Annotated in this window: 23 protein-coding genes and 1 pseudogene; 8 read left to right on the top strand and 16 right to left on the bottom strand. The window is 37.4% G+C overall.

Annotated elements, in window-relative coordinates:
* Positions 1-17: 17 nt before the first annotated feature.
* Entirely contained in the window at positions 18-1,052 is a 1,035-nt protein-coding gene (locus CQA43_RS00700; RefSeq protein ID WP_115550698.1) for a hypothetical protein, read from the top strand.
* Between the two features lie 33 nt (positions 1,053-1,085).
* On the opposite strand, the gene CQA43_RS00695 is transcribed toward CQA43_RS00700, so the two are convergent.
* The 11 genes and pseudogenes from CQA43_RS00695 to CQA43_RS00650 form a co-directional block, all read right to left on the bottom strand.
* Positions 1,086-1,628 (bottom strand): hypothetical protein, encoded by a 543-nt coding sequence (locus CQA43_RS00695; protein ID WP_115550697.1) that lies wholly within the window; start codon positions 1,626-1,628, stop codon positions 1,086-1,088.
* On the bottom strand, positions 1,628-2,575 hold the full coding sequence (rsmH, locus tag CQA43_RS00690) for a 16S rRNA (cytosine(1402)-N(4))-methyltransferase RsmH (RefSeq protein ID WP_115550696.1): 948 nt from the start codon (positions 2,573-2,575) through the stop codon (positions 1,628-1,630). The genes CQA43_RS00695 and rsmH overlap by 1 nt, the downstream gene beginning before the upstream one ends.
* Positions 2,576-2,582: 7 nt before the next feature.
* Positions 2,583-3,851, bottom strand: coding sequence for a UDP-N-acetylglucosamine 1-carboxyvinyltransferase (gene murA, locus CQA43_RS00685; RefSeq protein WP_115550695.1), 1,269 nt, complete (start codon positions 3,849-3,851; stop codon positions 2,583-2,585).
* 21 nt (positions 3,852-3,872) lie between these two features.
* On the bottom strand, positions 3,873-4,325 hold the full coding sequence (locus tag CQA43_RS00680) for a DUF3800 domain-containing protein (RefSeq protein ID WP_115550694.1): 453 nt from the start codon (positions 4,323-4,325) through the stop codon (positions 3,873-3,875).
* Between the two features lie 9 nt (positions 4,326-4,334).
* Positions 4,335-5,159, bottom strand: a complete 825-nt coding sequence (galU, locus tag CQA43_RS00675; protein ID WP_115550693.1) for a UTP--glucose-1-phosphate uridylyltransferase GalU — start codon at positions 5,157-5,159, stop codon at positions 4,335-4,337.
* A 10-nt stretch (positions 5,160-5,169) separates the two neighbouring features.
* Positions 5,170-5,934: a DUF815 domain-containing protein gene (locus tag CQA43_RS00670; RefSeq protein WP_115550692.1), complete on the bottom strand. Its 765-nt coding sequence runs from the start codon at positions 5,932-5,934 to the stop codon at positions 5,170-5,172.
* Positions 5,931-8,210, bottom strand: coding sequence for an AAA family ATPase (locus CQA43_RS00665; RefSeq protein ID WP_115550691.1), 2,280 nt, complete (start codon positions 8,208-8,210; stop codon positions 5,931-5,933). The genes CQA43_RS00670 and CQA43_RS00665 overlap by 4 nt, the downstream gene beginning before the upstream one ends.
* Before the next feature lie 11 nt (positions 8,211-8,221).
* Complete coding sequence (locus CQA43_RS00660; protein ID WP_115550690.1) at positions 8,222-8,527, bottom strand: ATP-dependent Clp protease adaptor ClpS; 306 nt, start codon at positions 8,525-8,527, stop codon at positions 8,222-8,224.
* A 120-nt stretch (positions 8,528-8,647) separates the two neighbouring features.
* Positions 8,648-9,973: pseudogene (locus tag CQA43_RS00655) on the bottom strand (glycosyltransferase family 8 protein); the annotation flags it as partial.
* A 16-nt stretch (positions 9,974-9,989) separates the two neighbouring features.
* Positions 9,990-10,133: a hypothetical protein gene (locus CQA43_RS09435; RefSeq protein ID WP_181881582.1), complete on the bottom strand. Its 144-nt coding sequence runs from the start codon at positions 10,131-10,133 to the stop codon at positions 9,990-9,992.
* 75 nt (positions 10,134-10,208) lie between these two features.
* Positions 10,209-11,102, bottom strand: a complete 894-nt coding sequence (locus CQA43_RS00650; RefSeq protein ID WP_245944170.1) for a DMT family transporter — start codon at positions 11,100-11,102, stop codon at positions 10,209-10,211.
* Between the two features lie 116 nt (positions 11,103-11,218).
* On the opposite strand from CQA43_RS00650, the gene der reads away from it, so the two are divergent.
* Positions 11,219-12,622 (top strand): ribosome biogenesis GTPase Der, encoded by a 1,404-nt coding sequence (gene der / locus CQA43_RS00645; protein WP_115550688.1) that lies wholly within the window; start codon positions 11,219-11,221, stop codon positions 12,620-12,622.
* 16 nt (positions 12,623-12,638) lie between these two features.
* Here der and CQA43_RS00640 read toward each other — a convergent pair whose 3' ends face one another.
* From CQA43_RS00640 to CQA43_RS00620, 5 genes are all read right to left on the bottom strand, one after another.
* Positions 12,639-13,187, bottom strand: a complete 549-nt coding sequence (locus tag CQA43_RS00640) for a hypothetical protein (RefSeq protein ID WP_115550687.1) — start codon at positions 13,185-13,187, stop codon at positions 12,639-12,641.
* A gap of 6 nt (positions 13,188-13,193) precedes the next feature.
* A complete protein-coding gene (locus CQA43_RS00635; protein WP_245944169.1) occupies positions 13,194-13,583 on the bottom strand; it encodes an AtpZ/AtpI family protein in 390 nt (129 codons plus the stop codon).
* A complete protein-coding gene (hemL, locus tag CQA43_RS00630) occupies positions 13,573-14,892 on the bottom strand; it encodes a glutamate-1-semialdehyde 2,1-aminomutase (RefSeq protein ID WP_115550686.1) in 1,320 nt (439 codons plus the stop codon). Before hemL ends, CQA43_RS00635 begins: the two co-directional genes overlap by 11 nt.
* Before the next feature lie 78 nt (positions 14,893-14,970).
* Positions 14,971-16,140, bottom strand: a complete 1,170-nt coding sequence (locus tag CQA43_RS00625) for a glutathionylspermidine synthase family protein (RefSeq protein ID WP_115550685.1) — start codon at positions 16,138-16,140, stop codon at positions 14,971-14,973.
* 2 nt (positions 16,141-16,142) lie between these two features.
* Positions 16,143-16,772: a UPF0323 family lipoprotein gene (locus tag CQA43_RS00620; RefSeq protein ID WP_115550684.1), complete on the bottom strand. Its 630-nt coding sequence runs from the start codon at positions 16,770-16,772 to the stop codon at positions 16,143-16,145.
* A gap of 224 nt (positions 16,773-16,996) precedes the next feature.
* Here CQA43_RS00620 and CQA43_RS00615 point away from each other — a divergent pair, with 224 nt between their 5' ends.
* From CQA43_RS00615 to CQA43_RS00590, 6 genes are all read left to right on the top strand, one after another.
* On the top strand, positions 16,997-18,355 hold the full coding sequence (locus CQA43_RS00615; protein WP_115550683.1) for a major outer membrane protein: 1,359 nt from the start codon (positions 16,997-16,999) through the stop codon (positions 18,353-18,355).
* Positions 18,356-18,410: 55 nt separating this feature from the next.
* Entirely contained in the window at positions 18,411-18,557 is a 147-nt protein-coding gene (locus tag CQA43_RS00610) for a FeoB-associated Cys-rich membrane protein (protein WP_115550682.1), read from the top strand.
* Positions 18,558-18,694: 137 nt separating this feature from the next.
* Complete coding sequence (locus tag CQA43_RS00605; protein ID WP_342767845.1) at positions 18,695-19,984, top strand: glycosyltransferase; 1,290 nt, start codon at positions 18,695-18,697, stop codon at positions 19,982-19,984.
* Positions 19,962-22,091: an STT3 domain-containing protein gene (locus CQA43_RS00600; RefSeq protein WP_115550680.1), complete on the top strand. Its 2,130-nt coding sequence runs from the start codon at positions 19,962-19,964 to the stop codon at positions 22,089-22,091. Before CQA43_RS00605 ends, CQA43_RS00600 begins: the two co-directional genes overlap by 23 nt.
* Positions 22,092-22,100: 9 nt before the next feature.
* Complete coding sequence (gene moaC, locus CQA43_RS00595) at positions 22,101-22,574, top strand: cyclic pyranopterin monophosphate synthase MoaC (RefSeq protein ID WP_115550679.1); 474 nt, start codon at positions 22,101-22,103, stop codon at positions 22,572-22,574.
* Positions 22,575-22,802: 228 nt separating this feature from the next.
* Entirely contained in the window at positions 22,803-23,912 is a 1,110-nt protein-coding gene (locus CQA43_RS00590; protein WP_115550924.1) for a Cj0069 family protein, read from the top strand.
* The last annotated feature ends 27 nt before the right edge of the window (positions 23,913-23,939 follow it).

Genomic DNA, 23,939 nt, shown 5'->3' with positions numbered 1-23,939 from the left:
ATCAAGGAGAATCCAAAATGGCAATTTCTTTTCAAAATAATTTATTCAAAAATCCTTTTGTTACAAGCGGGATTGAGAATCTTAAACCAAAGGTGAATCAAGAGCGTAACAATAGCGACAAAACAGAAGATAAAAATACCAAGGCAAATACTCAAGACACCAAAGCGACAATGGAGAGTGAAATCAAGCAAAGCCTATTGAATATCAACCCCATAGACAAAGCGCAAAATAGTTTAGCAAATGTGATGTTGAGAAATCTAGCGGACGCACTAGAGGGTGGATACGACGAATATGCCAATATGATGATAGATAGCATTATTCAAAACTCCAAATTGCCCGCTTCAAGTGCCAATGCGCCGGGTAGCTCTAAAGGGGGCGTGTATATAGGCTCAATCTTTAATACTGCGAGTATTGAATTTACACAAAGCCTCACTTATACTTTAAGCTACAATAGCCAAAGTGGAGAATATTCACAAAGTTTGCAATATTCCTCTTCTTTTGTCGCAACTTTTAATGCGGAATTTACCGACAAAAATGGTAATAAGATGAATACACAAAACCAATTTGCATTGGGCAAGAATTTTGAAAATCAACTCACTAATGGACAAGAATCCATTTCCTCTGCCATCAAAAGTCTTTTAGAGGGACAAACTTTCAATATAGATTTTGACGGAGATTTCAACGACTTTGGCGAGGGTTTGCAAAACAAGCTTAACAATATGCTTTTCTTATTTGAAACCAATGATGCTTCTAAAGCACTACAGGATAAAAACTCTAATTTGCAAACATCAAAAGAAGATAAAATGGCTTTCCTACAGAATTTGATTAATTCTAGCCTTGAAATGTTTGTTGGGATTCCTAAAGATAAAGAAAATCAAAACAACCCGATTCTCCAAGATTGGCTCAAAAGTCCAAATACGCTTACAATTTCTACCTCCTATGAACAATATAGCGCACAATGGATAGGCAAAAAGCTTGACAACTCCGAATCTGGCTTGTGGTGGTATGGTTCTTATTCGTCTAAGAGTGCTTCTTTTAAGTTTGAGGCTTAAGGGGATTCCACAACCGCCCTCTCCTAGCCTTTGCTAGAAATCTAATTCGTGCGTCAAATTTTTAAATTTAATATCCTCTAGCTGTTTTTTAATATGTTTATTTTCTTCATTTAAAGAATCTAGTTGTGCCTGAAGTTGAATCAAATTGCGACTCGTATAATAAATATTGTTGCGAATATAAATTTTGGGCATAAAAAGTAAAAAGATTGCAAACATTGCAATCATTAGCATACATACAACCTTAAATGGAATCTCTTTAGAGATAAAATCCACTTCTAAAACAGCTTCTTTTTCTTGCGGATTCAAGCTTGCTGTTTGCTGCGTCTCTGCATTAGAGGACAAATTCGTTTTCAACATTAAATCATCTAACAAAACAAGATTTTCTTTGGAATCTTGAAACAATAGATTTTCTTGAATTGTTGGTGCAGAATCTTGATTTGTTTTTTGATAACGTTCTTCTAAAAAATCTAAATTTTCTTCTAAGATTTCACTTTCTTTTTTGGTGAATCTTTCCCAAAAGCTACATTTTCGTATTTTATCTTTTTGCTCTAAGCGCAAATTTTCATAGGATTCCATTACTCAACACTTCCAAATTCAAAACTGCGTAATTTTGCACTTCGTGAGCGTGGATTTGCGTTTATCTCCTCCTTAGAAGCACACAAAGGTTTTTTGTAGAGATTCCTCCCCTTTTGATGATTATTTCCGCAAACACATCGCATTACCCCACTCCCGCAAATACATTTTCTCTCCCATTCCTTAAAGGCAGTTTTAACCAATCTATCCTCTAGCGAATGAAAAGAGATAATAGAAAGTCTTGCTCCTTTTTGTAGCGGGCAACTCCTTATATTTTCAAGCAGACGCTTGAGTTCTCCTAATTCATCATTTACTGCGATTCTTAAAGCTTGAAAGGCTTGTGTTGCAGGGTGAATCTTTGGGTGCTTAAAGTGCTTGACAATAAGAGAACTTAAGTCTTTTGAGCTTGTAATTTTCTCTATTTTACGCGATTCTATAATCAAACGCGTAAGCTTTTTATACTCTCTAATCTCTCCAAAATCTCTAAAAATTTGCTCCAATTGATTGGGAGTATAATGATTTACAATTTCTTTTGCATTTAAAATTTGTTCTTGATTCATTCGCATATCAAGCGTTTCTGAATCAAAGCAGAATCCGCGACTTCTATCATCAAATTGCAAAGAGGAAACACCAATATCTGCCAAGATTCCAACAAGATTTTTATACAATTCCACATTCTCCAAAAGCTGCCTTAGCACTTCACTATATCTACCAAATTGATAAGAAAATCTCTTTCCAAATCCCCTTAGTCGCTCACTAGCAAAGGTAATAGCGTTTTTGTCTTGGTCAATTCCTATAATTTCAAGTTTGGGATAAGCCCTTAAGAGTGCCTCACTATGTCCCCCAAAGCCCAAAGTGCAATCAATTAGCACCCCACCCTTTTGTATTGGGGGTGTTTGGAAAGATTCTACGACTTGATTTAATAAAACAGGAATATGCGAGATATCCATTGCTACCCTATTCTTGCAAACGGGAAATTTGAGCACCCAATTTTGTGAGCTTTGCTTCCAAATCTTCATAGCCTCTATCCAAATGATAAATTCTATGAATGTTTGTTTCTCCCTTTGCGACGAGACCCGCAAGCACTAAGGCACTAGAAGCGCGTAAATCTGTCGCCATAACATCTGCACCGATTAATTCGCTGATTCCATAGATGGTTGCAGTATTTCCCCGCAAACTGATGTTTGCACCCATTCTTTGCAACTCACTTACATGCATAAAGCGATTTTCAAACAATCTTTCTTCAATAATACTACTTCCCTCACATTGTGTTGCAAGTGCCATAAATTGAGCTTGCATATCTGTGGGGAATCCCGGATATTCTGTCGTAGAAAGCTCAAAGCTATTGCGTTTTTGAGCAGGATAAATTGTAATGGAATCGTGGTTAAAAGTAAGTTTAAAGCCAATTTCCTCTAGCTTAGAAATGACTGCTCCCAAATGATTGGGATTAATTTTGTGCAAGGTGATTTGAGAATTTGTGATTGCTCCAGCACAAAGGTAAGTTCCTGCTTCAATGCGGTCTGGAATCACGGCAATTTTTTCTGGCAATTTTAAGCCTTCCATATTTGTTCCATAGATTTCAATCTCATCACTTCCGATTCCATTAATTTCCATACCACTTTCTTTTAGAATCTCGCAGAGTTGGACGACTTCAGGCTCTTTAGCCGCATTGATAATCGTTGTCTTACCCTTTGCCATTGCAGCTGCCATTAGTATGTTTTCTGTTCCTGTAACCGTGATTTTATCAAAATTAATCGTTGTGCCTTTTAATCCCTCTTTGGCGGTTGCGACAATATAACCTCCCTCAATACGAATCTCTGCACCCATTTTTTCTAATGCTTTAATATGTAAATCTACTGGACGAGCTCCAATCGCACAACCTCCAGGCAAACTAACTTCACAATGTCCAAATCTCCCCAAAAGCGGTCCTAAAACCAAGATAGAAGCACGCATTTTGCGCACAATATCATAAGTTGCTTTTGTGCTGTTGAGTTTGGAGATTTCTACACTTGTTGTGTGGCTATCTATTTCGCAAACTTGACAACCTAGCATATCTAGAAGACTAAAGAATGTCTTAATATCCACTACATTGGGCAAATTTTCAAGAATGACTTTATTTGTCGTAAGCAAGGTTAATGCAATGAGAGGCAAGGCAGAATTTTTTGCTCCTGCGATATTGATTGCTCCTTGCAAACGCGTTTCACCCTTTAATGCTAAAAAATCCATTACATTTCCTTTTTTGATTTATCATTTCTTTTTACCTTTTTTCTCATCACGATTTTTCAATGCTTGACCAATGACGGTTTCAATTTCTTTTTTAAAGTTTGGATTAGCTTTAACAAGATCTTCTCGGTAATTTACCACGCGGTCAATGTCCATTTTGGGACACCAAGAAAGCGCACCGATAAAATCAAGTCGTCCTTGATATTCCTTGCTCTCTTTTCCTATATCCCCAAAATGTAAAAAATGCTGATTGAAAGCAGCTAATGCTTCTTCTAATAATTCTTGTTCAGAATTTTCATCTTTAAAAATAGAAACAAGATAGTTGATGTTATGAAACTTTTTCTCTCGTCCTCTTATCGCCGCAAGATAAGCTTGGATTCTTTCATAAATAATAAATCCGCCCCCAAGCAAAAAAAATGGCATCATCAAGAGACATAAAAACAAAAAGATAAAAAGATAAAAATTAAAACTATACATTTCTTGATTCTATCGCTTTAGCTTATCATAAAAAATATTTGTGGCTTTGACAAAACCATCTACACTTCCGCAATCATAGCGCACACCTTTGAATTTATACCCAAGCACCATACCCTTTTTACATTGTTCTAAAAGTGCATCAGTGATTTGAATTTCACCATTTTTTCCGGGTTTGGTACGATGTAGAATCTCAAAAATATCTGGTGTTAAAATATAGCGTCCAATAATCGCTAAATTGCTTGGAGCTTCCTCTTGACTTGGTTTTTCAATCATATTATCCACAACAAAAACATCTTCATCTATTTTTCTTCCCGCAATCACACCATATTTGCTCACCTCTTCTAGTGCGACTTCTTCTACTGCAACAATAGAGCAACGATATTTTGCATAGATTTTACACATTTGGCTTAATACGCCCTGCCCTCCCTCATTATCACATAAGTCATCACTCAAAATTACCGCAAAAGGTTCATTTCCAACAAGACTTTCTCCAACTAATATTGCGTGTCCTAAGCCTTTCATTTCCATTTGCCGTGTGTAAGAAAAACTGCAAGTCTCCAAAACATTGCGAATATCTTTTAAAAGATTCTCTTTGCTTGTGCCTTTTAGCTGATGTTCTAATTCATAATTAATATCAAAATAATCCTCTAGCGACCTTTTTCCACGTCCTGTAACGATTGCCATATTAAAGATTCCAGCTTCCATTGCCTCTTCCACACCATATTGAATCAAGGGTTTATTGATAATAGGTAGCATTTCTTTGGGTGTTGTTTTTGTTGCAGGCAAGAATCGTGTGCCATAGCCAGCAGCTGGGAATAAACATTTTTTAATCATTTTTTCTCCTTTATAGATAATCCAACAAACCGCTTTGATAAAGTGTATAAAATTGTGCCGCAGTGCGAGGATTGCGTGTGCCTTTTTGAACAGCATATTGTAATGCGATTCTACAAATTTTTTCCCATTCTTTTGTGTCTTTTTCTTTCTTAAAATATCCCGCCAAAACTTCCAAATACTCCGCATTGCCTTGCGTGTAGAATCCTATACACAAAGGAAAGCGGTCGCTTAAAGCGATTTTATCCTCATTTCCTTCATAGCCAAATATCTCGTTCTCATCGTGGAATTCAGGCAACAAATGTCGTCGGTTGGAAGTCGCATAGATTTTTATATTTTTAGGCAAAGATTCTAAACCTCCCTCCAATATGCTTTTAAGGTTTTTATAAGTTTTTTCATCTTGTTCAAAACTCAAATCATCACAAAAAATAATAAATTTATAATGTTTATTGCGCAAAATATCTAAAACCTCTGGCAGAATCTCTAAATGCTCTTTTTCAATTTGCAAAATCCTCAAACCCTCTTTAGCATATTGAAGCAAAATTGCCTTAATCAATGAGCTTTTACCACAACCTCTTGCTCCCCACAACAAAACATTAACCCCTAAATCACGAAACAAAAAGGACTCTGTATTGGCACATAAAAGTTTGATTTCTTTTTCTAATCCAAAAAAGGAATCTAGCCTTTGAGATTCTATCTCACTAATCCCATGCACATAGCCACTTACACGATAGATGGCTGCGACTTGCGATTCTAAATTCCAAGCAAAATCTATCATTCTTTGCCTTTTGTGCTCTTTTTGGTTTTTTTAGCGGTTGTTTTTTGAGGTTTTTGACTATGGTATATCAGCTGTTTATTTTTGTATTCAAAAAATATTTTTCCACCTTTCTCTAAATCTCCAAACAACATCAAATCACTCATCGGATTCTTGATTTCTTTTTGAATCACAAGTGCCAAAGGACGCGCGCCAAGTTCGGTATTGAATCCAACTTCTGCCAAATACTCTCTCGCACTTTTTTCCAAAACGACTTCAATTCCCTTTGCTTTAATTTGTTGATTCAAATCCGCAATGTTTTTTTCTACAATTTTTAAAATTTCTTTTGGACTTAGCGCATTAAAGGCGATAATTGCGTCTAGGCGATTCCTAAATTCAGGCGAAAAAGTCTCTTTAATCGCACTATTAAAGCGCGTGTTGGAATCTTTTTTGAAGCCTAGAATTGGGGATTCTTTAGAACCAACATTAGAAGTTAAAATCAAAATGACTGAAGAAAAGTCTATACTTTGTCCGTTATTGTCGGTTAATTTTCCATAATCCATTACCTGCAAAAAGAGATTCAAGACTTCAGGGTGTGCCTTTTCTACTTCGTCTAAGAGTAGCAAAGTATGTGGATTTTTCTTTATCATCTCTGTGAGAATTCCACCTTTTTCATAGCCAACATATCCTGCCGCTGCACCAATAAGCTGGGAAGTAGAGAATTTCTCCATATATTCGCTCATATCAATGCGCTCAAAGTTGATATTAAGGGATTTTGCAAGCTCTTTTGCAAGTTCTGTTTTACCCACTCCGCTTGGACCGCTAAAAAGAAAAGAGCCTATGGGTTTATTTGGAGTGCTTAACCCTGCTTTGTTGCGTTTTAACGCACTAACGACTTCACTAATGGCTTCGTCTTGTCCGAAGATTCTACTTTTGAGATGTTTTTCCAAGTTTTTAAGCAAGCTTTTATCATTCTTAGTTGCTTCAATTTCCGGAATTTTAGCCATTTTGGCTACCATTTGTTTGATGCTTTGTAGGCTTACCTTTCCACTCCTGCCATCTAGCTTGTAGCTCGCGCCCACTTCGTCCATAATGTCAATCGCCTTATCGGGCAAGAATCGCTCGTGCAGATAACGCACCGATAGTTCTACCATTAATGCGATTCCCTCATCAGTATAGCGCACATTGTGATGATTTTCGTAATATTTTTTCACGCCCTGCAAAATCAAAATGCTTTCCTCTTGGGTTGGCTCTTTTACTTCCACTTTGGCAAAACGACGTGAAAGTGCCTTGTCTTTGTCTAAAAAGGAGCGATATTCCGCATAAGTGCTAGCTCCTATGCAACGTAGTTTTCCGTTACCAAGCATAGGTTTGAGTAGATTGCTTGCGTCCATACTACCACTATTTGTTGCCCCTGCACCAATGAGCATATGAATCTCATCAATAAAAAGCACGACATTCCCGCGCTCAAGCACTTCATCACTTAGGAGTTTAATGCGTTTTTCAAAGTCTCCCCGATATTTTGTTCCTGCCACGAGTGCGCCCATATTGAGCATATAAATTTCAGTTTTATCCAAAGGACTTGCTTCTTGCGTGATTTTAAGGGCTAATCCTTCGGCTACTGCAGTTTTTCCAACACCAGGCTCACCGACTAATAAAGGATTATTCTTCTTCTTGCGCAATAGAATTTCAAAGCATCGACGAATTTCTACTTCTCTCCCGATGACAGGGTCAATCTTGCCCTCTCTTGCTTCTTGCGTCAAATTTGTGCAGAATCTCTCTAATGCGGATTCTGATTGCTCCTCTTGTCTTTGATTGGATTCTACTTTGTCCTCTGTTTTGTCCAAGCCAATATTAAATTCCTCTTGATTTTCTGTGATGTATTCTAGGATATTCAAACGCGTGATTCCTTGCGTTTTAAGAACCTGTGTGCAAAATGCCTTTTCCTCCTCCAAAATCGCAGCAAGCAAATCACTCACTTGCGCTTGTTTGCGTTGTGAGCCTCTTACATGACTTATCATCATTTCAATTACACGCGTAACTGCAAGCGTTTCTTGTGGCATTTCGTTGTTGTCTTTATATTCTGGAAAAGCAGTCAAAAAATGCTCTAAATATCTTTTAACTTGCTGTTTCATTATTTCAATATTTCCGCCACATTCTTGCAAGGCTTTAATGACTTTTTTGTTTTCTAATAAAGCTTGAAAAATATGCTCTAAGGTTAAATATTCGTGTCCTCTAAGCTTTGCTTCCTTTTGTGCATTTTGTAGCACGACATTTAATTCTTTACTAATTTCAAACATAGTTTTTTCTCTTATATTTTTTCTAAAATTGCGCGTAGTGGATATTGCTTTTCTTTTGCCATTTTACGCACTTGCACTGCTTTAATTTCGGCAATATCATAAGGGTAGATTCCACAAACACCCTTACCATTGTGATGAATCTGCAGCATAAGATTGAGCGAATCTTCAAAATTCTTATGAAAGATTTTTTGCAAGACTTCTATTACAAATTCTTGTGTTGTGTAATCATCGTTTAGCAAAATGACTTTATAGCGGATAGGTTCTTGAACTTTCTCTAAAACTTCTGTTGTATTTTCGTATTGTGCGTCTTTTGGCACGGAGATTCCTTTTTGTCTTTATAACGCTGAATAAAAGCTCTAATTATAACGCTTTTTCATTGATTTTTACAAGACATTTGCGCTTTAATTGCAAGAAAAGATTTGATTTGTCGCCTTTAATTATAAAATTTTTATAAATTTTCCTTTAAACCATTGTTTGCAAGAGTTTAGGAATCTTTCGCCTGTTTGATAAAAAACGCTGTTTTGATAGGATAATGCCTCTTGCAAATCACTATATCGCGAAAGTGCTGGAGGCTTTAGTTGTGGATTAAGCGCATAAAGACTTTGGAGGATTTTAAGCTGTTTTTTGTGCAAATAAACAATCCGCGCCATTCTAAAGGGCAGAATCACTTTCTTAAAAATATTTTGCGATTCCACAATGACCACGCCTAGTTTGTAGTTTAAGTGATTTTGCACTCGTTTCTTTGCACCATAGATTTTTTGTGATTCCTCTACTTTTTGCATTCTTGCTTGTAATTGCGATAGCTCATTCTCTAATGGCGATATTTTATTTTTTAATGGCAATAATAATTTGTTTTCTAACTGCAATAACTTGCCCGAAAGTGCCTTTGCATAGTCTTGTAATGCTCTTTCTTTGAGATTGTTTAAAAGCTCTTTTAGTTCTTGATTGAAAATCGGTGTTTGTAGCGCGATTTCCCACCAAGTCGCGTAATAGGGATAAGTAAGAGGCAAATACGCGGTATCTAGTATTTTGCACTCATTTTCCCAAGGTTTCGCACCCAAAAAGGTATAATGCACAATCGCAATTTGCCTGAAAGATTCTTGATATTGCTTGCTTGTATAGCCATAGAGGCAGTTTTTGCTCTCATCAGCACAGAAGTTATCCGCCCTTCCCAATCTCTCTGCGTTGAAATGATTGATAAAGAAATTCCACTTAGGAGGAAGTTTAAGCGTTTCTTTGCCAATGACTGCGTTTAAAATATCTTGGTCGCCTACTCTTGTAATAAAAGTGCGCATAAATTCCAACGCTCTACTCTCTACTTGAGATTCTCTCCATTTCTTAAGGTTAATCAACATAAATCCTGCATTAAAATACTCTTTCCTAAAAGGAAAGACAAAATCCGCTTGTGTGGAATCTCGTGCCTTTAAACGTTTTTCTTGATAAGGATTGCTGCAATCTAGCACAACTGCGGCGATATTTTCCCCCAAATCTAAAGCAAACAATTCCTCTAAGGGTTGTAAAACAAGCATATCTATATCTAAATATAAACATCTGTCAATTTCTTGTGGTAACACAGAAGCGAGTTTGATTCTAAAATATGTCAAATGATTCGTATGATTTGCCCATTTGGGTGAATCCTTAAACTCCTCGCCACTAAGAAAATGTATGAGAATACGACAAGGATAAAGAGCGTTGAGTTCTTTTTCAAGCTCTTGAAGTTTGTTTTGCGTACAGAGCGAAAGAGAATCACTCAAAATATGGAAGCAATAGCCTTGCTCACTAGAGTCTTGCGGGGGGGGGGGGAGAGATTTTAGTTGCCTCTTGTTTACAAGTTTGTTTCAATGCAATTTTAATAATACTCATCATCAAAACTGCATTGTATTTTATGTAATTTTCATCAGCATTAAAGACAATGTGAAACATCAACCCTCTTTATAATTTAAATAATGGCAGAATTATAGCATAAAAGTGTCGCGGTGGTTCATCACACATTCAAACTCATTTTACTTTTTTGTATTTTCTTGAAAATGCAGCCAAGATTCCACCACACGCAATGCAAATCATACCAATGATAACTAAGCCGTGTGGCACTTGGTCTCCTAGAATAATTCCCGCTAAAGTTGCCATAAAGATTGTAACATAAGAAATCGCTCCAATCATTGGTGGATTCCCTAAACTATAAGCTTTGGTCATATAAATTTGCGCATACATAGAGACGACCCCAAGCCCAAAAATCAGCCCCCATTCTTGCAAGTTCGGCATTACAAAAGGTTTAAATAACGCGATAGGATAGTTCTCATAAGGCACAAACTGCATTAAAAGCGGCAAAATAGAACCACTTAGCATCAAAGAACCAATAATAATGCGCGGGTCATAGTTCTTGGCAAGTTCTGCAACAGAAAGATACGCAAGTGCTGCACCAATCCCGCTGTAAATTCCGATTAAGAATCCAAAAAAGCTTAAATCAATGCTTTGAGGATTGGAGATAAGCAAGATTCCGCCAAATCCCATAAAAATAGCTGTCCAAATCCTTAAGGACACGCGCTCGTGAATAAAAATCATACTCAAAAGTGCCAAAAAAATAGGCGAAGTATAAGAAAATGCAAAAGCCGTGCCTAAAGGCATTACAGACATATTATAAAAATATGCCATCATCGCACTTCCTCCTGCAAATCCACGAAAAAAGAGAATAAAAGGCTTGCCACCTTGCTTGGTTTTTGGAGGGTTAAGTATTAAGGCAACAAGAACCCAAAGCAGACCAAAGAAATTCCGAGCAAAAGCCACTTCTATGGCAGGTAAGTTTGGTGTAAGCACTTTGACAAACATTCCCATAGCGGTAAAAAGCAATCCTGCTAAAAGCATTGCAAGAATTGCTTGCTTATTAGATTCCATTATTCTTTCCATAAATTTTTGGCAGAATCGTAAAATCTTATGCCTAAAATTTAGCTAAAGATTTGACAAAGGTGCGTAGCTTAAAGTAAAATCAGACTTTAATTTAAAGGTTTTTAATGGATAAATTTTATGGAAGCATTGCGATTATCGGGCGTCCCAATGCGGGTAAAAGCTCGCTGTTCAACCGATTTTGCAAACAAAGAATTGCGATTACTTCAGAGATTGCAGGCACGACACGTGATGTCAAAAAGGCAACAATTTCTCTGCAAAACTTGCCCTTTTTACTCTTGGATACCGGCGGATTAGAGAGCAAAGATGCTTTGTTTCAAAACGTCTCAAAGCATTCTCTGCAAACAGGTGAAAATGCGGATTTGATTTTGTATCTTGTAGATGGCAAAACCGCTCCCCAAGCAATAGACAAAGAGATTTTTTACTCTCTTGAGCGCAAAAATCCTAATATTTTTTTGGTAGTTAATAAGATTGATAATGACAGAGAAAAACAAAATGCGTGGGAGTTTATGGAGTTTGGCGCAAAACAAATGTTTTTTGTCTCCGTTTCTCATAATCGCGGAATCCTAGAGCTTGAAAACGCGATTCTATCGGCTCTTAAGAATGACGCATTAGAGCAGTTTTTCAATCAAGAAACGCAAGAGGATTTAGAGGAGGGTTTAGAGTTTTCACAAGAAGATTGCGAGGATTCCACACAGCAAGCGCAAGAAGAGTTAATTAATATCGGAATCATCGGGCGCGTCAATGTAGGGAAAAGTTCATTATTGAATGCTTTGCTTAAGGGCGAACGCGCTATCGTCTCCCCTATTGCTGGGACGACCATAGACCCTGTAGATGAAAAAGGAGAAATCAAAGGGCAATTAGTCAATTTCGTAGATACTGCTGGAATCCGAAAAAGAGGCAAGATTGAGGGCTTGGAAAAATTTGCCTTGCAACGCACGCGTGAGGTGCTAGGGCGCACAGATATTGCGCTTTTGGTGCTTGATGCTTCTGCGCCTTTTGTAGAATTAGATGAGAAAATTGCGGGATTGATAGATGAATACAAGCTTGGTGTGATTGTTGTTTTAAACAAATGGGACATTGCGCACAAGGATTTTAAAGGAATCTTAGAGGATTTTAAGTTGCGCTTTAAGTTCTTAGAATATGCCCCGATTCTTACAATTTCTGCCAAAAATGGTCGCCATATCCAAAAACTAGAGGAAGAAATCCTAAAAGTTTATCGCAATTTTGCCTTTAGGATTCCAACTGCAAAGCTTAATGCAATCCTCAAGGAAGCCACCAAGCACCACCCGCTCCCTAGCGACCACGGGAAAATCGTAAAAATCTATTATGCAACGCAATTTGAAATCAAGCCCCCACAAATTGCGCTGATTATGAATCGTCCTAAAAGCTTACATTTTAGCTATAAGCGGTATTTGGTGAATTTCTTGCGCGAACATTTTGATTTTAGCGGAACGCGTATTCTTTTTATTGCACGGGGCAAAAATGATTTTGAGGAGGAGGAATCCTAAAGTATCACATAAAAAATCAGTCTTTCACAAAAAGAAACGATACAACCAAGACATTTGCAAAGATTAAGCCACCCAAAAAGGCAAAAGAATCAAAGATTTGGTGCGAAATAAGGAACAAGATTCCAACGACAAGGAATCCATACACAAAAAGTCGCAAAGGATAAAAAAACATTTTCGCACCTGTTTTGGCATTTTGCGCACTGAAATTTTGCCAAAAGCGCGTTTTTGTAGGCTTGAAGTCCTCTTGCGATTCTACTTGTGGAGATTGTGTGGGAGCTTTGGAATCCTCTTGTAGTCGCGATTCTCCCCAAAATTCCTCTTCCTCCTCTTGCGCCCTTTCTTGCTTACTTTTATAGGCTTCGCTTAAGGCTTCCAATTCCTCTTGACTTGCATTTTGAATTAAGCCTTGAATCTTACGCTTTTGCACATAAAACACAATAGAAACAATTAATGCAAAAGACAGAATCGCAAAGGTGAAATTGAGCGCAAAGATTCCGCCAAAGCCAACCCAAAAGCAAAAACAAACTAATCCAGCAAATACAAAAAACAAAAAGAGCTTTTTCATTTGCCTTTAATCATCATCTTCATCATCAAATGCTTTTGGATTGTTTGCATTGTAGGCATATTTTGGGTCTTTTGCAAGTTCATCTAATTCGCGCTTTTGACGCTTGTAGGCTTTAAAGACATTCAAAATTGCTGCACACACTCCCCATACAACGCCCAGCCAAAAAAGCCAGCGCACGCCAAAGAGTGATTCTAAGCCATAGCCAATCCCTACCCCAATCAGCACAGCAACAACCATTGAGATTCCTAATGCTGCATTAGAATAAGCTAACAGAGCATCTTTGTATTTTAATTCCTCTTTGGGCTTGGAATCCTCACTCTGCGATTCCCCCTGATTGGATTTTTGCGTTTGGTTACCCATATCCTCATTGAATTGCAAATCTTGCTTACTTACCATAAGTGTGAATCTCCAACAAAACCTCTCGTGCTCGTTCCAATACGCCCTCAATGAGTTCCTCATTCATTGCAGCACAAATAAATCCTGTTTCAAACTGCGAAGCGGCAAAATAAACTCCCTTATTCAACATTCCTTGATGGAAGCGCGCAAACATTTCTGTATTACTCTTGAGTGCGTCTTGGAAGTTTCTCACCTTTTTATCGTTAAAAAAGAATCCAAACATACTTCCGCGCACGCAAGTTTGCAAAGGAATCTGAAACTCCGCACAAAGACTTTTCAACCCTTGTGTCAGTTTTAAGGCTAAGCCCTCCAATCTCTCATAGATTTTGGAATCTTCTTTTAGTTTGCGCAATGAAACGAGTCCCGCACTCATTGCCACAGGGTTTCCGCTCAAAGTTCCTGCTTGATAAACTGCGCCTTTGGGGGAAAGCAAATCCATAATCTCCGCTCTCCCGCCAAATGCGCCCACAGGCATTCCACCTCCAATAACTTTGCCAAAGGTTACCAAATCTCCTCGCACTTTATAAAAGGATTGCGAACCGCACAAACTCGCCCGAAAACCACTCATTACTTCATCTAGGATTAATAGAATCCCGTGTTTATCGCAAAGCATTCTTAAACCCTCCAAAAACTCCACTTCACTTGGCACAAGTCCCATATTGCCCGCTATGGGTTCAACAATCACGCAAGCGACACCCTTACCTTGCTTTTGACTTAGAGTAATGCAGGATTCCACACTTGCTAAATCGTTGTATTGCGCGACTAATGTATGTTGCGTGAAATCTTGTGGCACACCCGGTGAGCTAGGATTGCCAAAGGTTGCCATTCCACTTCCCGCAGAGACCAACAAAGAATCACTATGTCCGTGATAGCAACCCTCAAACTTGATGATATCCTCTCTGCCACTAAAGGCACGCGCAAGACGAATCGCACTCATTGTTGCTTCTGTTCCACTTGAAACGAAACGGATTTTTTCTACTTCCTCTACAATGCTAATGACTTCCTTAGCAAGTGCTGTTTCTAAAGTCGTGGGTGCGCCAAAAGACAAGCCTTTTTTCACGGACTCTATCACCGCTTCTTCAATGTCCTTGTCGCAATGACCAAATATCAAAGGTCCCCAACTTTGCACAAAATCAATGTAACGATTTCCGTCCTCATCAATTAAATAAGCTCCACGCCCGTTAGCAATAAAAGGTGGCGTGCCGCCCACGCTTTTAAAGGCGCGAACAGGAGAATTGACGCCACCAGGAATAACTTGTTTTGCTTCATTGAAGTCATTAACGCTATTGAGATGATTTAAAGATTCCATTTTTTTCCTTAACAAATACCATAGCTAAAAGCTATACAACAATTTTAAAAACCCCAAAAAACAGCCTTGCATTTTGTCTTACCTAATCTTATGTGCTACAAATTTGGACATATTATCCAAAATCTCCCCACCCTTGCGAAATCCCAATGCACAAGCTTCATAAGCATAAAAAACATTGGGCTGATAAAGGCTTCCATTATGATGATTTTGCGTTGCAAAAGCCTGATAAATTTCGGGATAGTTATCATACTCTCCGCTACAACTTTTAAGAATCTTTCCTTGTGCGTCCAAAATGCTTACACTCTCTCCCTCCCTTCCAAAGGCATGTTTTTTAACCTGCTTTTGATTGAGTGGCTCGTAGGAAGTTTCAAGCAATAGGGGGTGGTTGGGAAACAAATCCCATAGAATCTTCAACATTCGCTTACTTTGAAACATTAAAGTATAAGCAGGATTCAAAAAGATTGTATTTTTGTTTGCAATCATAGCAGTCATCAGCTGCGCTAATTCCGGCTCATCTACTGCGATACTCTCCCAAGGAATCAGCTTAAACCAAAACTCATAATTCACACCCTCAAGGCTCAAGCCTTCTGTTTCGCTCAATGTTGCCTCGTGCGCATAGCAAAAATTTGTTTCAAATCCCGCTTCTTTTGCGATTACTTCTAAGAGTTTGACGGTGCGCTCCTCCTCCTCACTTCCAGCAATACTAGAAAAGAGAATCTTCCAACCCTCATAAATTTCATTAAAATGGGAAATATCCTCTCCTAGAGTAATCATTCGTTTAAAATTATCTCCCAATGCCTCATAAAGATTGTTAAATTGCAAAGATTCTTTGAATCCATTTTTCTTTAAAAGTGCCCATTGAACGATTGCGCTTTCATATACCATTGTAGGAGTATCTGCATTAAACTCTAGCAACTTAATAGGATTGCCGTCCAATCCTCCTGCTAAATCAAAGCGCCCATACAGATGCCAATGCACTTCCTCCTCCCAACTTCGCTCAATAGCCTCCACAAGATTGAATGGGATTCCAAGCTCAAAAAACAAATCATTATCTATGACATATTGCCCTGCTTCTGCATACATATCATAAAGCTCATTTGCAGCATTGTAGAATCCTTGCGCTTCTTCCTCACTGATTTCTACAATCTCATCACTGACATAAGGCATAGAATCTACATCGGTATGCCAACTAAGCCCCAAGTCCTCCAAATCTGCATTATTAAGCGGTTGCGTATTTAAAATCTGCATTTTTAGCCACCATAACTTTGTCTTGTGCTTGTTGTGGAGCGATTCTGCGTAGAACCTGTGTTGTTTGGAGAATAAAACCCACTTTTTCCTGCTGTTGTTCCTGTTCTTGCATTTGCATTTTGCTTGAAAGAGCTTTGAGAACGTTCATAAGCTTGTGGGGTTTTATAACTTGTTCTTTGTTGGGCTTGATAGTTTTGATTGTTGAAAAGCTTGCTTCCAATCCAACTTCCCAAAATCGCACCTGCTGCACTTGCTAAAATCGTTTCCCCTAGAGATAATCCTGCGCCTGTTGGGTTGGTAAGTTGTGAAGTGCCTGCTTCTATTTTTTTGTTTTCTTCTGCGATAATTTGGTCAATTTCTGCTTGACTTAGGATTCGCTCCGTTCCATTTTCGCGCAAAATCACTCGTGTTTGCGCACTTGGCACTTCGTCAAGAATTTTATAACTTCCATCGGCTTGCCGCTCAATCGTAACGGTTGCACCTCTTTTGGTTGCTTCTTGAATACCACTTTTGTCTGTTTCTTGTGGGCTATCACAACCTACAATAAGAAGCACAGCAGCTAATCCTAAACCACTTTTACTAAATGCACCAACGATTCTTGGGTCAGAGATTTTTTTCAAATATTTTTTCATCTAAATACTCCCAAAATTAAAAGATTCAGCGCATTATACCAAACAATTATAAATAAGTTATAAATAATAAACTCTTGACTTCAAGTTTTTTTGGGAAAAATCCTCATTCTTTTAAAATTTTATTTATTATTTATGATAATTATTTTCATTTAATCTTTTTAATGATAAGATTCTATCTCATTTTTAATCGCCTTAGATTGAAATTTTGAAATGAAGGAGTTTTTATGGATATAAAATCAAGTTTAAGTCTAGTAGGGCTTTTGGCACTTGCGGCAAACGCAAATGCACAGAGCCTAGAAGAAGCAATAAAGGGAATAGATGTCAGCGGATTTTTGCGTTATGAATACGAAGACAATCGTTTTAAGAATCCTCAATTTAACAAAGATGGCGAAAAAAGCGGCGATGTAGAGCATACTTGGCACGCAGAAGCAGAGTTTAAAATCCCTGCTTCAGAGAATATCGCACTTAATCTCGGAATTTATTATGAAAATTCTCAAAACACAAATCACGGCAAAGGCGTGGATTTAAACGAAGATGGCACAATAGAAAATTCGGAATCCTTTTTGGGTTATGGGCTAGGTTCTGGCAAAGATAATAGCTTTGGCGTAAGCACTTTTAATGCAGTGATTACGCCTGATTCCACAAGCACAAATATCACACTTGGCAAAATGCGCTTAGATACACCTCTAAATGATGTGGGAGAGGACAGAGGAACGGGGATTTTGTTTGTTAATAGTGATTTGCCTAGCGTTAGTTTAGTCGCAGGAGCATTTGACTCTTGGGCATTAGATGATACAAAAGATGATTTACCGCAAGAAACAAGCATTACTAAACCGCTCTATCTGCTTGCGGGAATTGGGAATTGGGAGTTTGACTTTGGCAACGTAGAATCACAACTTTGGTATTTCCATATTGATGATATTGTGGATTCCGCATTCTTTTATCAGCTTGGATTCTATCAAGATTTCTTTCATTTAAGCGGACAATACGCCTACACACAAACACAAAGCTCTGGGGTGGCAACTCTCGTGCAAGCTTTGGGTGGAGCTTATAATAGAATGCAAACAAAAAGCGACTTTATCAGCCTTGAAGCCGGTGTAGATTTAGCAAAATTAGAGATTCCATTAGGTTTAAATCTTGGCTACATTACAAACACAAAAGATAATTTCGCAGTCTCTTTGGACGATGAGGGTGCATTGCAAATGGCGGGCGCGGTTTGGTTTGATAATTACGATGCCACAGGAGTGAATTTTTCTGCGATTGGGGGCGCAATCAACAAAAATACAGAAAAAGACTTAGATGTCTTTTATGCGTCTTTGTCTTATGATTTACTTGAGAATCTAAATATTGGAATAGATTATGTCAATGGCAAAAATAAAGTCAAAGATATTCCAAATCGCACTACAACAGACATTGACTTTTATGAAATTACACCAAATCTTACTTGGGGATACAATGAAAACTTAGAAATCTATACCTATTATGCGTTTTTAAAAACAGAGCGTAGCGGAAGTTATATTTCTCCACAAACAGATTCAGAAGATAGAAATCAATTCAAAGTAGAAATTGTTTATGCGTTTTAATGGTTAAATTTTAAGATTCTATGAACTATTCATAGAATCTTGTTTTGGAGGTTAAATGGAAACTTTTATTTTAGGAATTATTTTAGTTGGTGCGCTTTTATACTTTGGCTATAAACTTTACCCTAAGAAAGATAAAGGTTGTGGCTGCGGCTGTGGTGGTGGTTCTTCAAAAAATCCTCGCAAACCGCAAGATAACGCATAATTGTCCTTATAGGCTAAAAAACGAATCCCACATCGTCCTTGCGTGCTATCTCCTTTGTCATTGTGAGCCGATTTATCGGCGTGGCAATTTATAATAAGAATCTCACTTGTTAAGATTCCATTACAAAGTTTTAGGAAATTTGCAAAAATTATTATAAAATATCTTTTTACATCGCTAAAAACTATCAATTATCAAACTTGGACAAATCAATGAAAAAATACCCATTAGGAATCCTACTTTGCGCGACTTGCGATTCTGCCTTTGTGATTGGTGCGCTTTTAGCTAATATCAAGGCAAAATGTGCCGATAAGGTGGATATTTTCTATTTGATTCACGATGGCTTTAGCAAGAGCGACAAAAAAGCCTTAAAACAAATTGCGGGAACAAGCGAAGTTAAGTTTGAAGCTTTTACAAAAGAGGATTTTATCACCAAACTCAACACCTATCGCAAAACACCCATAAATTTGCGCAATGATTCTTTTTTGAATCGTTGGACACATATGGTTTATGCTTGCTTTGAAGGCTTGAAATACCTACAAGAATGTGAATGCGTCATTTATTTGGATTTTGATATTTTGTTGCTCCACGAAATTGGACATTTGAAGCATTTAATGGGAGATTATGTATTAGCAGCCAATCGCGGCAAAAACAAGCTTAAAGCAAGCCTGCCTTCTGCACCGCAAGAGTTTGCGAATCTTGAAATATATAGAACAGGAATTATTGTTTTTAATGATACTTTAGAAAGCCCGCTAGAATGTTATGATTTTATTTATTCCCAAAGTGCAAAACACGCACTAAACGACCAAGCTATTTTTTCTTTGTTGATTTTTGAAAAAAAATTAAAAACTAAAGTGCTAGATAATCGTTATTGTGGAAGTGTGCTGTGGCGCAAGAATCAAAATCCTATTCTCATTCACGCATATGGTTCAAAGAATCGCTTTTGGAATAATCACCTTTGCAACCAAATCTGGCAAGAATGGAATCTGTATTACAAGCAATGGCTAGATGCAAGCGGAAGCCCAAACACAAAGGGATTCATTGCTAACACAACTTATGGCTATGAGAGGATTCGTTATCATCTCTCCTACAAACTAGGCTATGCAATCATTCAAAACTATAAAACCCTTTGGGGTTGCTTAAAATTGCCTTTTATTCTTGCTTTTATTGCTTTGAAACACAGGCAAGAAGCAAGATTTTATGCGCACATCATTGCTAAATCCCCTCATTTAAAACTCCCTCCTTTGAAATCTTATGATGACTATAAAAGCGCAATCTACGAAAAGCAAACTTTCTCTTATCGTTTGGGTGCAAGCTTAATTCAAGCCTGCAAAACAATCCACAAAGGCGGAATGATAGAATTTTATAAACAAGCCAAAAAACTACAAAAAGAATCGCGGGAAAAGAATGCGCCTAAAATCCTTTCTTAGTCTAGCATTTTTTGTCTTTTTGCTTTGTGTTTTGCTTCGGCTTTATTATCCTTTTGTGCTTAGTGCCTATCCACAATATTTTTACAATCAAGCCCCTTTGCTCAACACGCACGATGGCTATTTCTACGCACAAGGCGCAAAAGAACTTTTAAAACTTTATCAAGAATTTCAGCAATCTTTTGCTTTGGAGTTTGGGCAATCTCCTATTTGGCATCTTCCAAATTTTTTGCAAGATTTTTTTACTCTTTCTATCTCCTCTCATCTGCCCCTTTATAAATCCACAAGCGAGATTCTTTCTATCTTAACCGCATTCCTCACCCTTTGTCTTCCCTTTAATTTGGAGCAAGTCTTATTCATTCTCCCTGCAATCTTTGGAAGTTTGATTGTTTTTCCCCTTATGGCTTTGACGCGCAACTTCGGAGCAATTCCCTGTGCATTAAGCGGATTTTTAAGTGCAATGAGTGTGAGTTATTATAATCGCACAATGTTTGGTTATTATGATACAGATATGCTTATCATTGTTTTAGGTTTGAGTATTGGAGTGATAATCCTACGCACTCTTAGAACACAAAAAGCATTAGATTTTGCGATTCTATTTTCTTTGAGTGCTTTTTCCCTTTTGTATTATTCCCATTTACGCTATGTTTTATTGGGTTATCTTTTAATTTTATTATGTTTTTTCTTGAAAGACTTATACAACAAATCGTCAAAAGAATCCCCAATGCAATGGATTATTTTAGGTTTATTTTTCATCTTAACTTTAGTGATTTTTTTTCCAAAATTCACTTGGGTTTGGATATTTTTAGGATTCTTTTTAGGGTTTTTCTTGGATATTTTACATAAAACCTTTCCAATCCATAAAATTTTATTTTTTCTTTACTTTTTATGTAATCTAAGCCTTTTGCTGTGGAAATTATTACCCAATTTCTTACAGAGCCATTATTTAAGTGATTATCTTGCCGACACCACAAATATAGGATTGCATTATTTAAATGTTTTGGATTCCATTGCGGAGGTTTCAAATATTGATTTTAGCGAGTTTGCTTATCGCATCAGCGGTGGAATCTTTTGGTTTATTTTGGCAATTTTAGGTTATTTTGGATTGATTTTTAAGGACAAAAGATTCACCCTTTTTCTACCCTTTTTGGCTCTAGGTTGTTTTGCTCTTGTGCAAGGCTTGCGTTTTAGCTTTTATGCTGTGCCAATCTCTGCGCTTGGAATGGGATTTTTGTTTTTTAAGATTCAAACAATTTTAGTGAGTTTTCAAAACAGAATCCTAAAATCTCTTTTGCTTGCTTGTTTGGTTTTGCTTGTGATTGCACCGCATTTGTGGCATATTAGAAATTATGTCGTTGCACCAATTTTGGAAGCAAGCGAAGCAGAGATTCTGCTCTCTATCCCTGCCAAAAAGGGAGACTTTGCGCTCACTTGGTGGGACTATGGCTATTATGTGCATTACTTTAGTGATTTGCAAACCTTTGTAGATGGAGGAAGGCATTCAGGAATACAAAATTTTCCTATTAGCCTCGCGCTTAGCACAAATGAAGAGAGAATAAGCTACAATCTAGCCAAAATGCTTTTAACAGGCGAGACTTTGGAATCTCATTTTCAAACATTTGGGATTCCAAAAACATTAGAAAACCTTAAAAACAAACAAAAATGGGAGTATTCTCCTCACGCACTTTATTTCATTTTGCCTTGGAGAATGCTTGAGATTTTCCCCAATGTTATGCGCTTTTCTCAAGTGGATTTAAGTAATGGAAAGCCTCAAAAACTTGATTTTTTTGCACTTTCTCTTGAAGCAACAAAGGATAGGATTTATTTCAAAAACAATATTGCCTTAAATCCAAACACAGGCGAAGTTACTACACAAGACTTACATTTTAGGATTTTTAAAAGCATAGATTTAAAGCAGCATACAACACAAATCTTTGATACACAAAGCTCACTTGTAGCTATCCTTTTACCCAATGGAAAAACTCTACTTTGTGCGAAATCTTATTTGGAAAGTTTTTATTTTAAAGGTTTATTTTTTGAAAACTTGGATAAAAATTTATTCCAAAAAGTGCTAAAAAATGACAAAATAACCATTTACAAATTATTATAAAGGATTCGTATGGAGCTTACGCATTTAGATAAACGACAAAATCCCAAAATGGTTGATGTCTCGGCAAAAGATTCCACACACAGAGAAGCAATCGCAAGGGGCAAAATCACAATGAACTATGAAGCCTTTTGCGCAATTAAAGAACAAAAGGTAAAAAAAGGTGCAGTATTGCAAACAGCAATCATTGCAGCAATTATGGGTGCGAAACGCACAAGTGAGCTGATTCCTATGTGCCACCCACTATTCTTAACAAGTGTTAAATGTGAAACAATAGAAATCGCAAATGAAAATGCGTTTATTTTAGAGGTGCGGGTAAAAACCTATGGACAAACAGGTGTAGAAATGGAAGCCCTAATGGGTGTTAATATCGGTCTCCTTACGATTTATGATATGGTTAAGGCAATAGATAAAACAATGGTTTTAAGCGAGATTTATTTGGTAGAAAAAAGCGGAGGAAAAAGCGGACATTTTGTGCGGCAATGAATCCCAATGAATTTTATCTTTTTGCTGGGATTATGTTCTACTACTTCGTTAGTCTTACTTCTTAAGTATATGGATAAAACTCACAATAATTAAAGAAATACAACCTTTGCCTTGTATCATTTAGTAACGCGCCAACAAGAACAATCCAATCAAATTTACCCCAAAAATAAAAACTTTAAGCCTTATTTTGATACCTTTATAAATCATAATTTAATTTTTGGAGGAAATATGAAAAAGAATATTGTCTTTTTTGAAGCAGTAGGCGGTAGTGACAAAGGTGCAGATGGACACAGAAAAGACACAATGCCAATGGTAAATGCCCTTAAAGCAAAGGGTTGGAATGCAGAAGTTGTGCAACTTACAGATGAAGCGTTACGCGATTCTACAAAAAGAGAGGAAATCTACAAAAAAGTGCGTGATACTGCTGATGGCTATGTTTCTCGTGTAAATCCCGGAAATTTAAAAGAAGAAAAACTTTATTTTGATGTTTTACGCAAACTTTGTGCTGACGGACTTGTGGGTATGCCTCACCCTGACGCAATGATTGGTTATGGCGCAAAAGACGCTTTGACAAAATTAGCAGATACTCCTTTAGTGCCTAGTGATACTTATGCGTATTATGACCCAGCAGAAGCAAAAAGAATCGGGGTAACCTTTAGCGATAAGCACGATTTTAAGAAAACCTTTCCTAAAACTCTAGCAAAAGGCGAAAGGGTTTTAAAGCAAAATCGCGGTTCAACAGGTGAAGGAATTTGGCGCGTGAGACTAGAATCTAGCAGTGATTATAATAAAGTAGAATCCCTCCCATTAGATACAAAAATCATCTGCACAGAGGCAAAAGACAATCACACTGAAGAGCGCAAATTAGGTGAATTTATGGATTTCTGCGAACATTATTTAGTCGGTGACAATGGTATGCTTGTGGATATGACTTTCTTACCACGTATTAAAGAAGGAGAGATTAGAATCCTTATGCTTTACAAAACTCCTGTTTATGTTGTACATAAAAAACCAGCCGAAGGAGGCGACGCGTTTAGTGCAACTCTCTTTAGCGGTGCAAAATATCGCTACGATGAGCCAAAAGATTGGCAAACATTGGTAGATTGGTTCTTAGGACAACTTCCACAAATTAAAAGCAAGTTAGGCAATTACGACTTACCACTCATTTGGACAGCAGATTTTATCTTAGACACAGACGAAAAAGGTGCTGACCGCTATATTTTAGGTGAAATCAACTGCTCTTGTGTAGGCTTTACAAGCCCAGAAGAGTTTATGGCAAAAATTGCGGTAATGGTGGGAGACAATATCGTAGAAATCGTAAGCGAAAAGAAAGCTTAATCTACTTTTCACCTTTAGCATTTGGAA

Origin of the sequence: Helicobacter ganmani, from assembly GCF_003364315.1 — a bacterium.
GTDB lineage: Bacteria > Campylobacterota > Campylobacteria > Campylobacterales > Helicobacteraceae > Helicobacter_D > Helicobacter_D ganmani.
The sequence above is the reverse complement of the archived record's forward strand: the minus strand, read 5'-3'. Positions and strand labels throughout refer to the sequence as shown.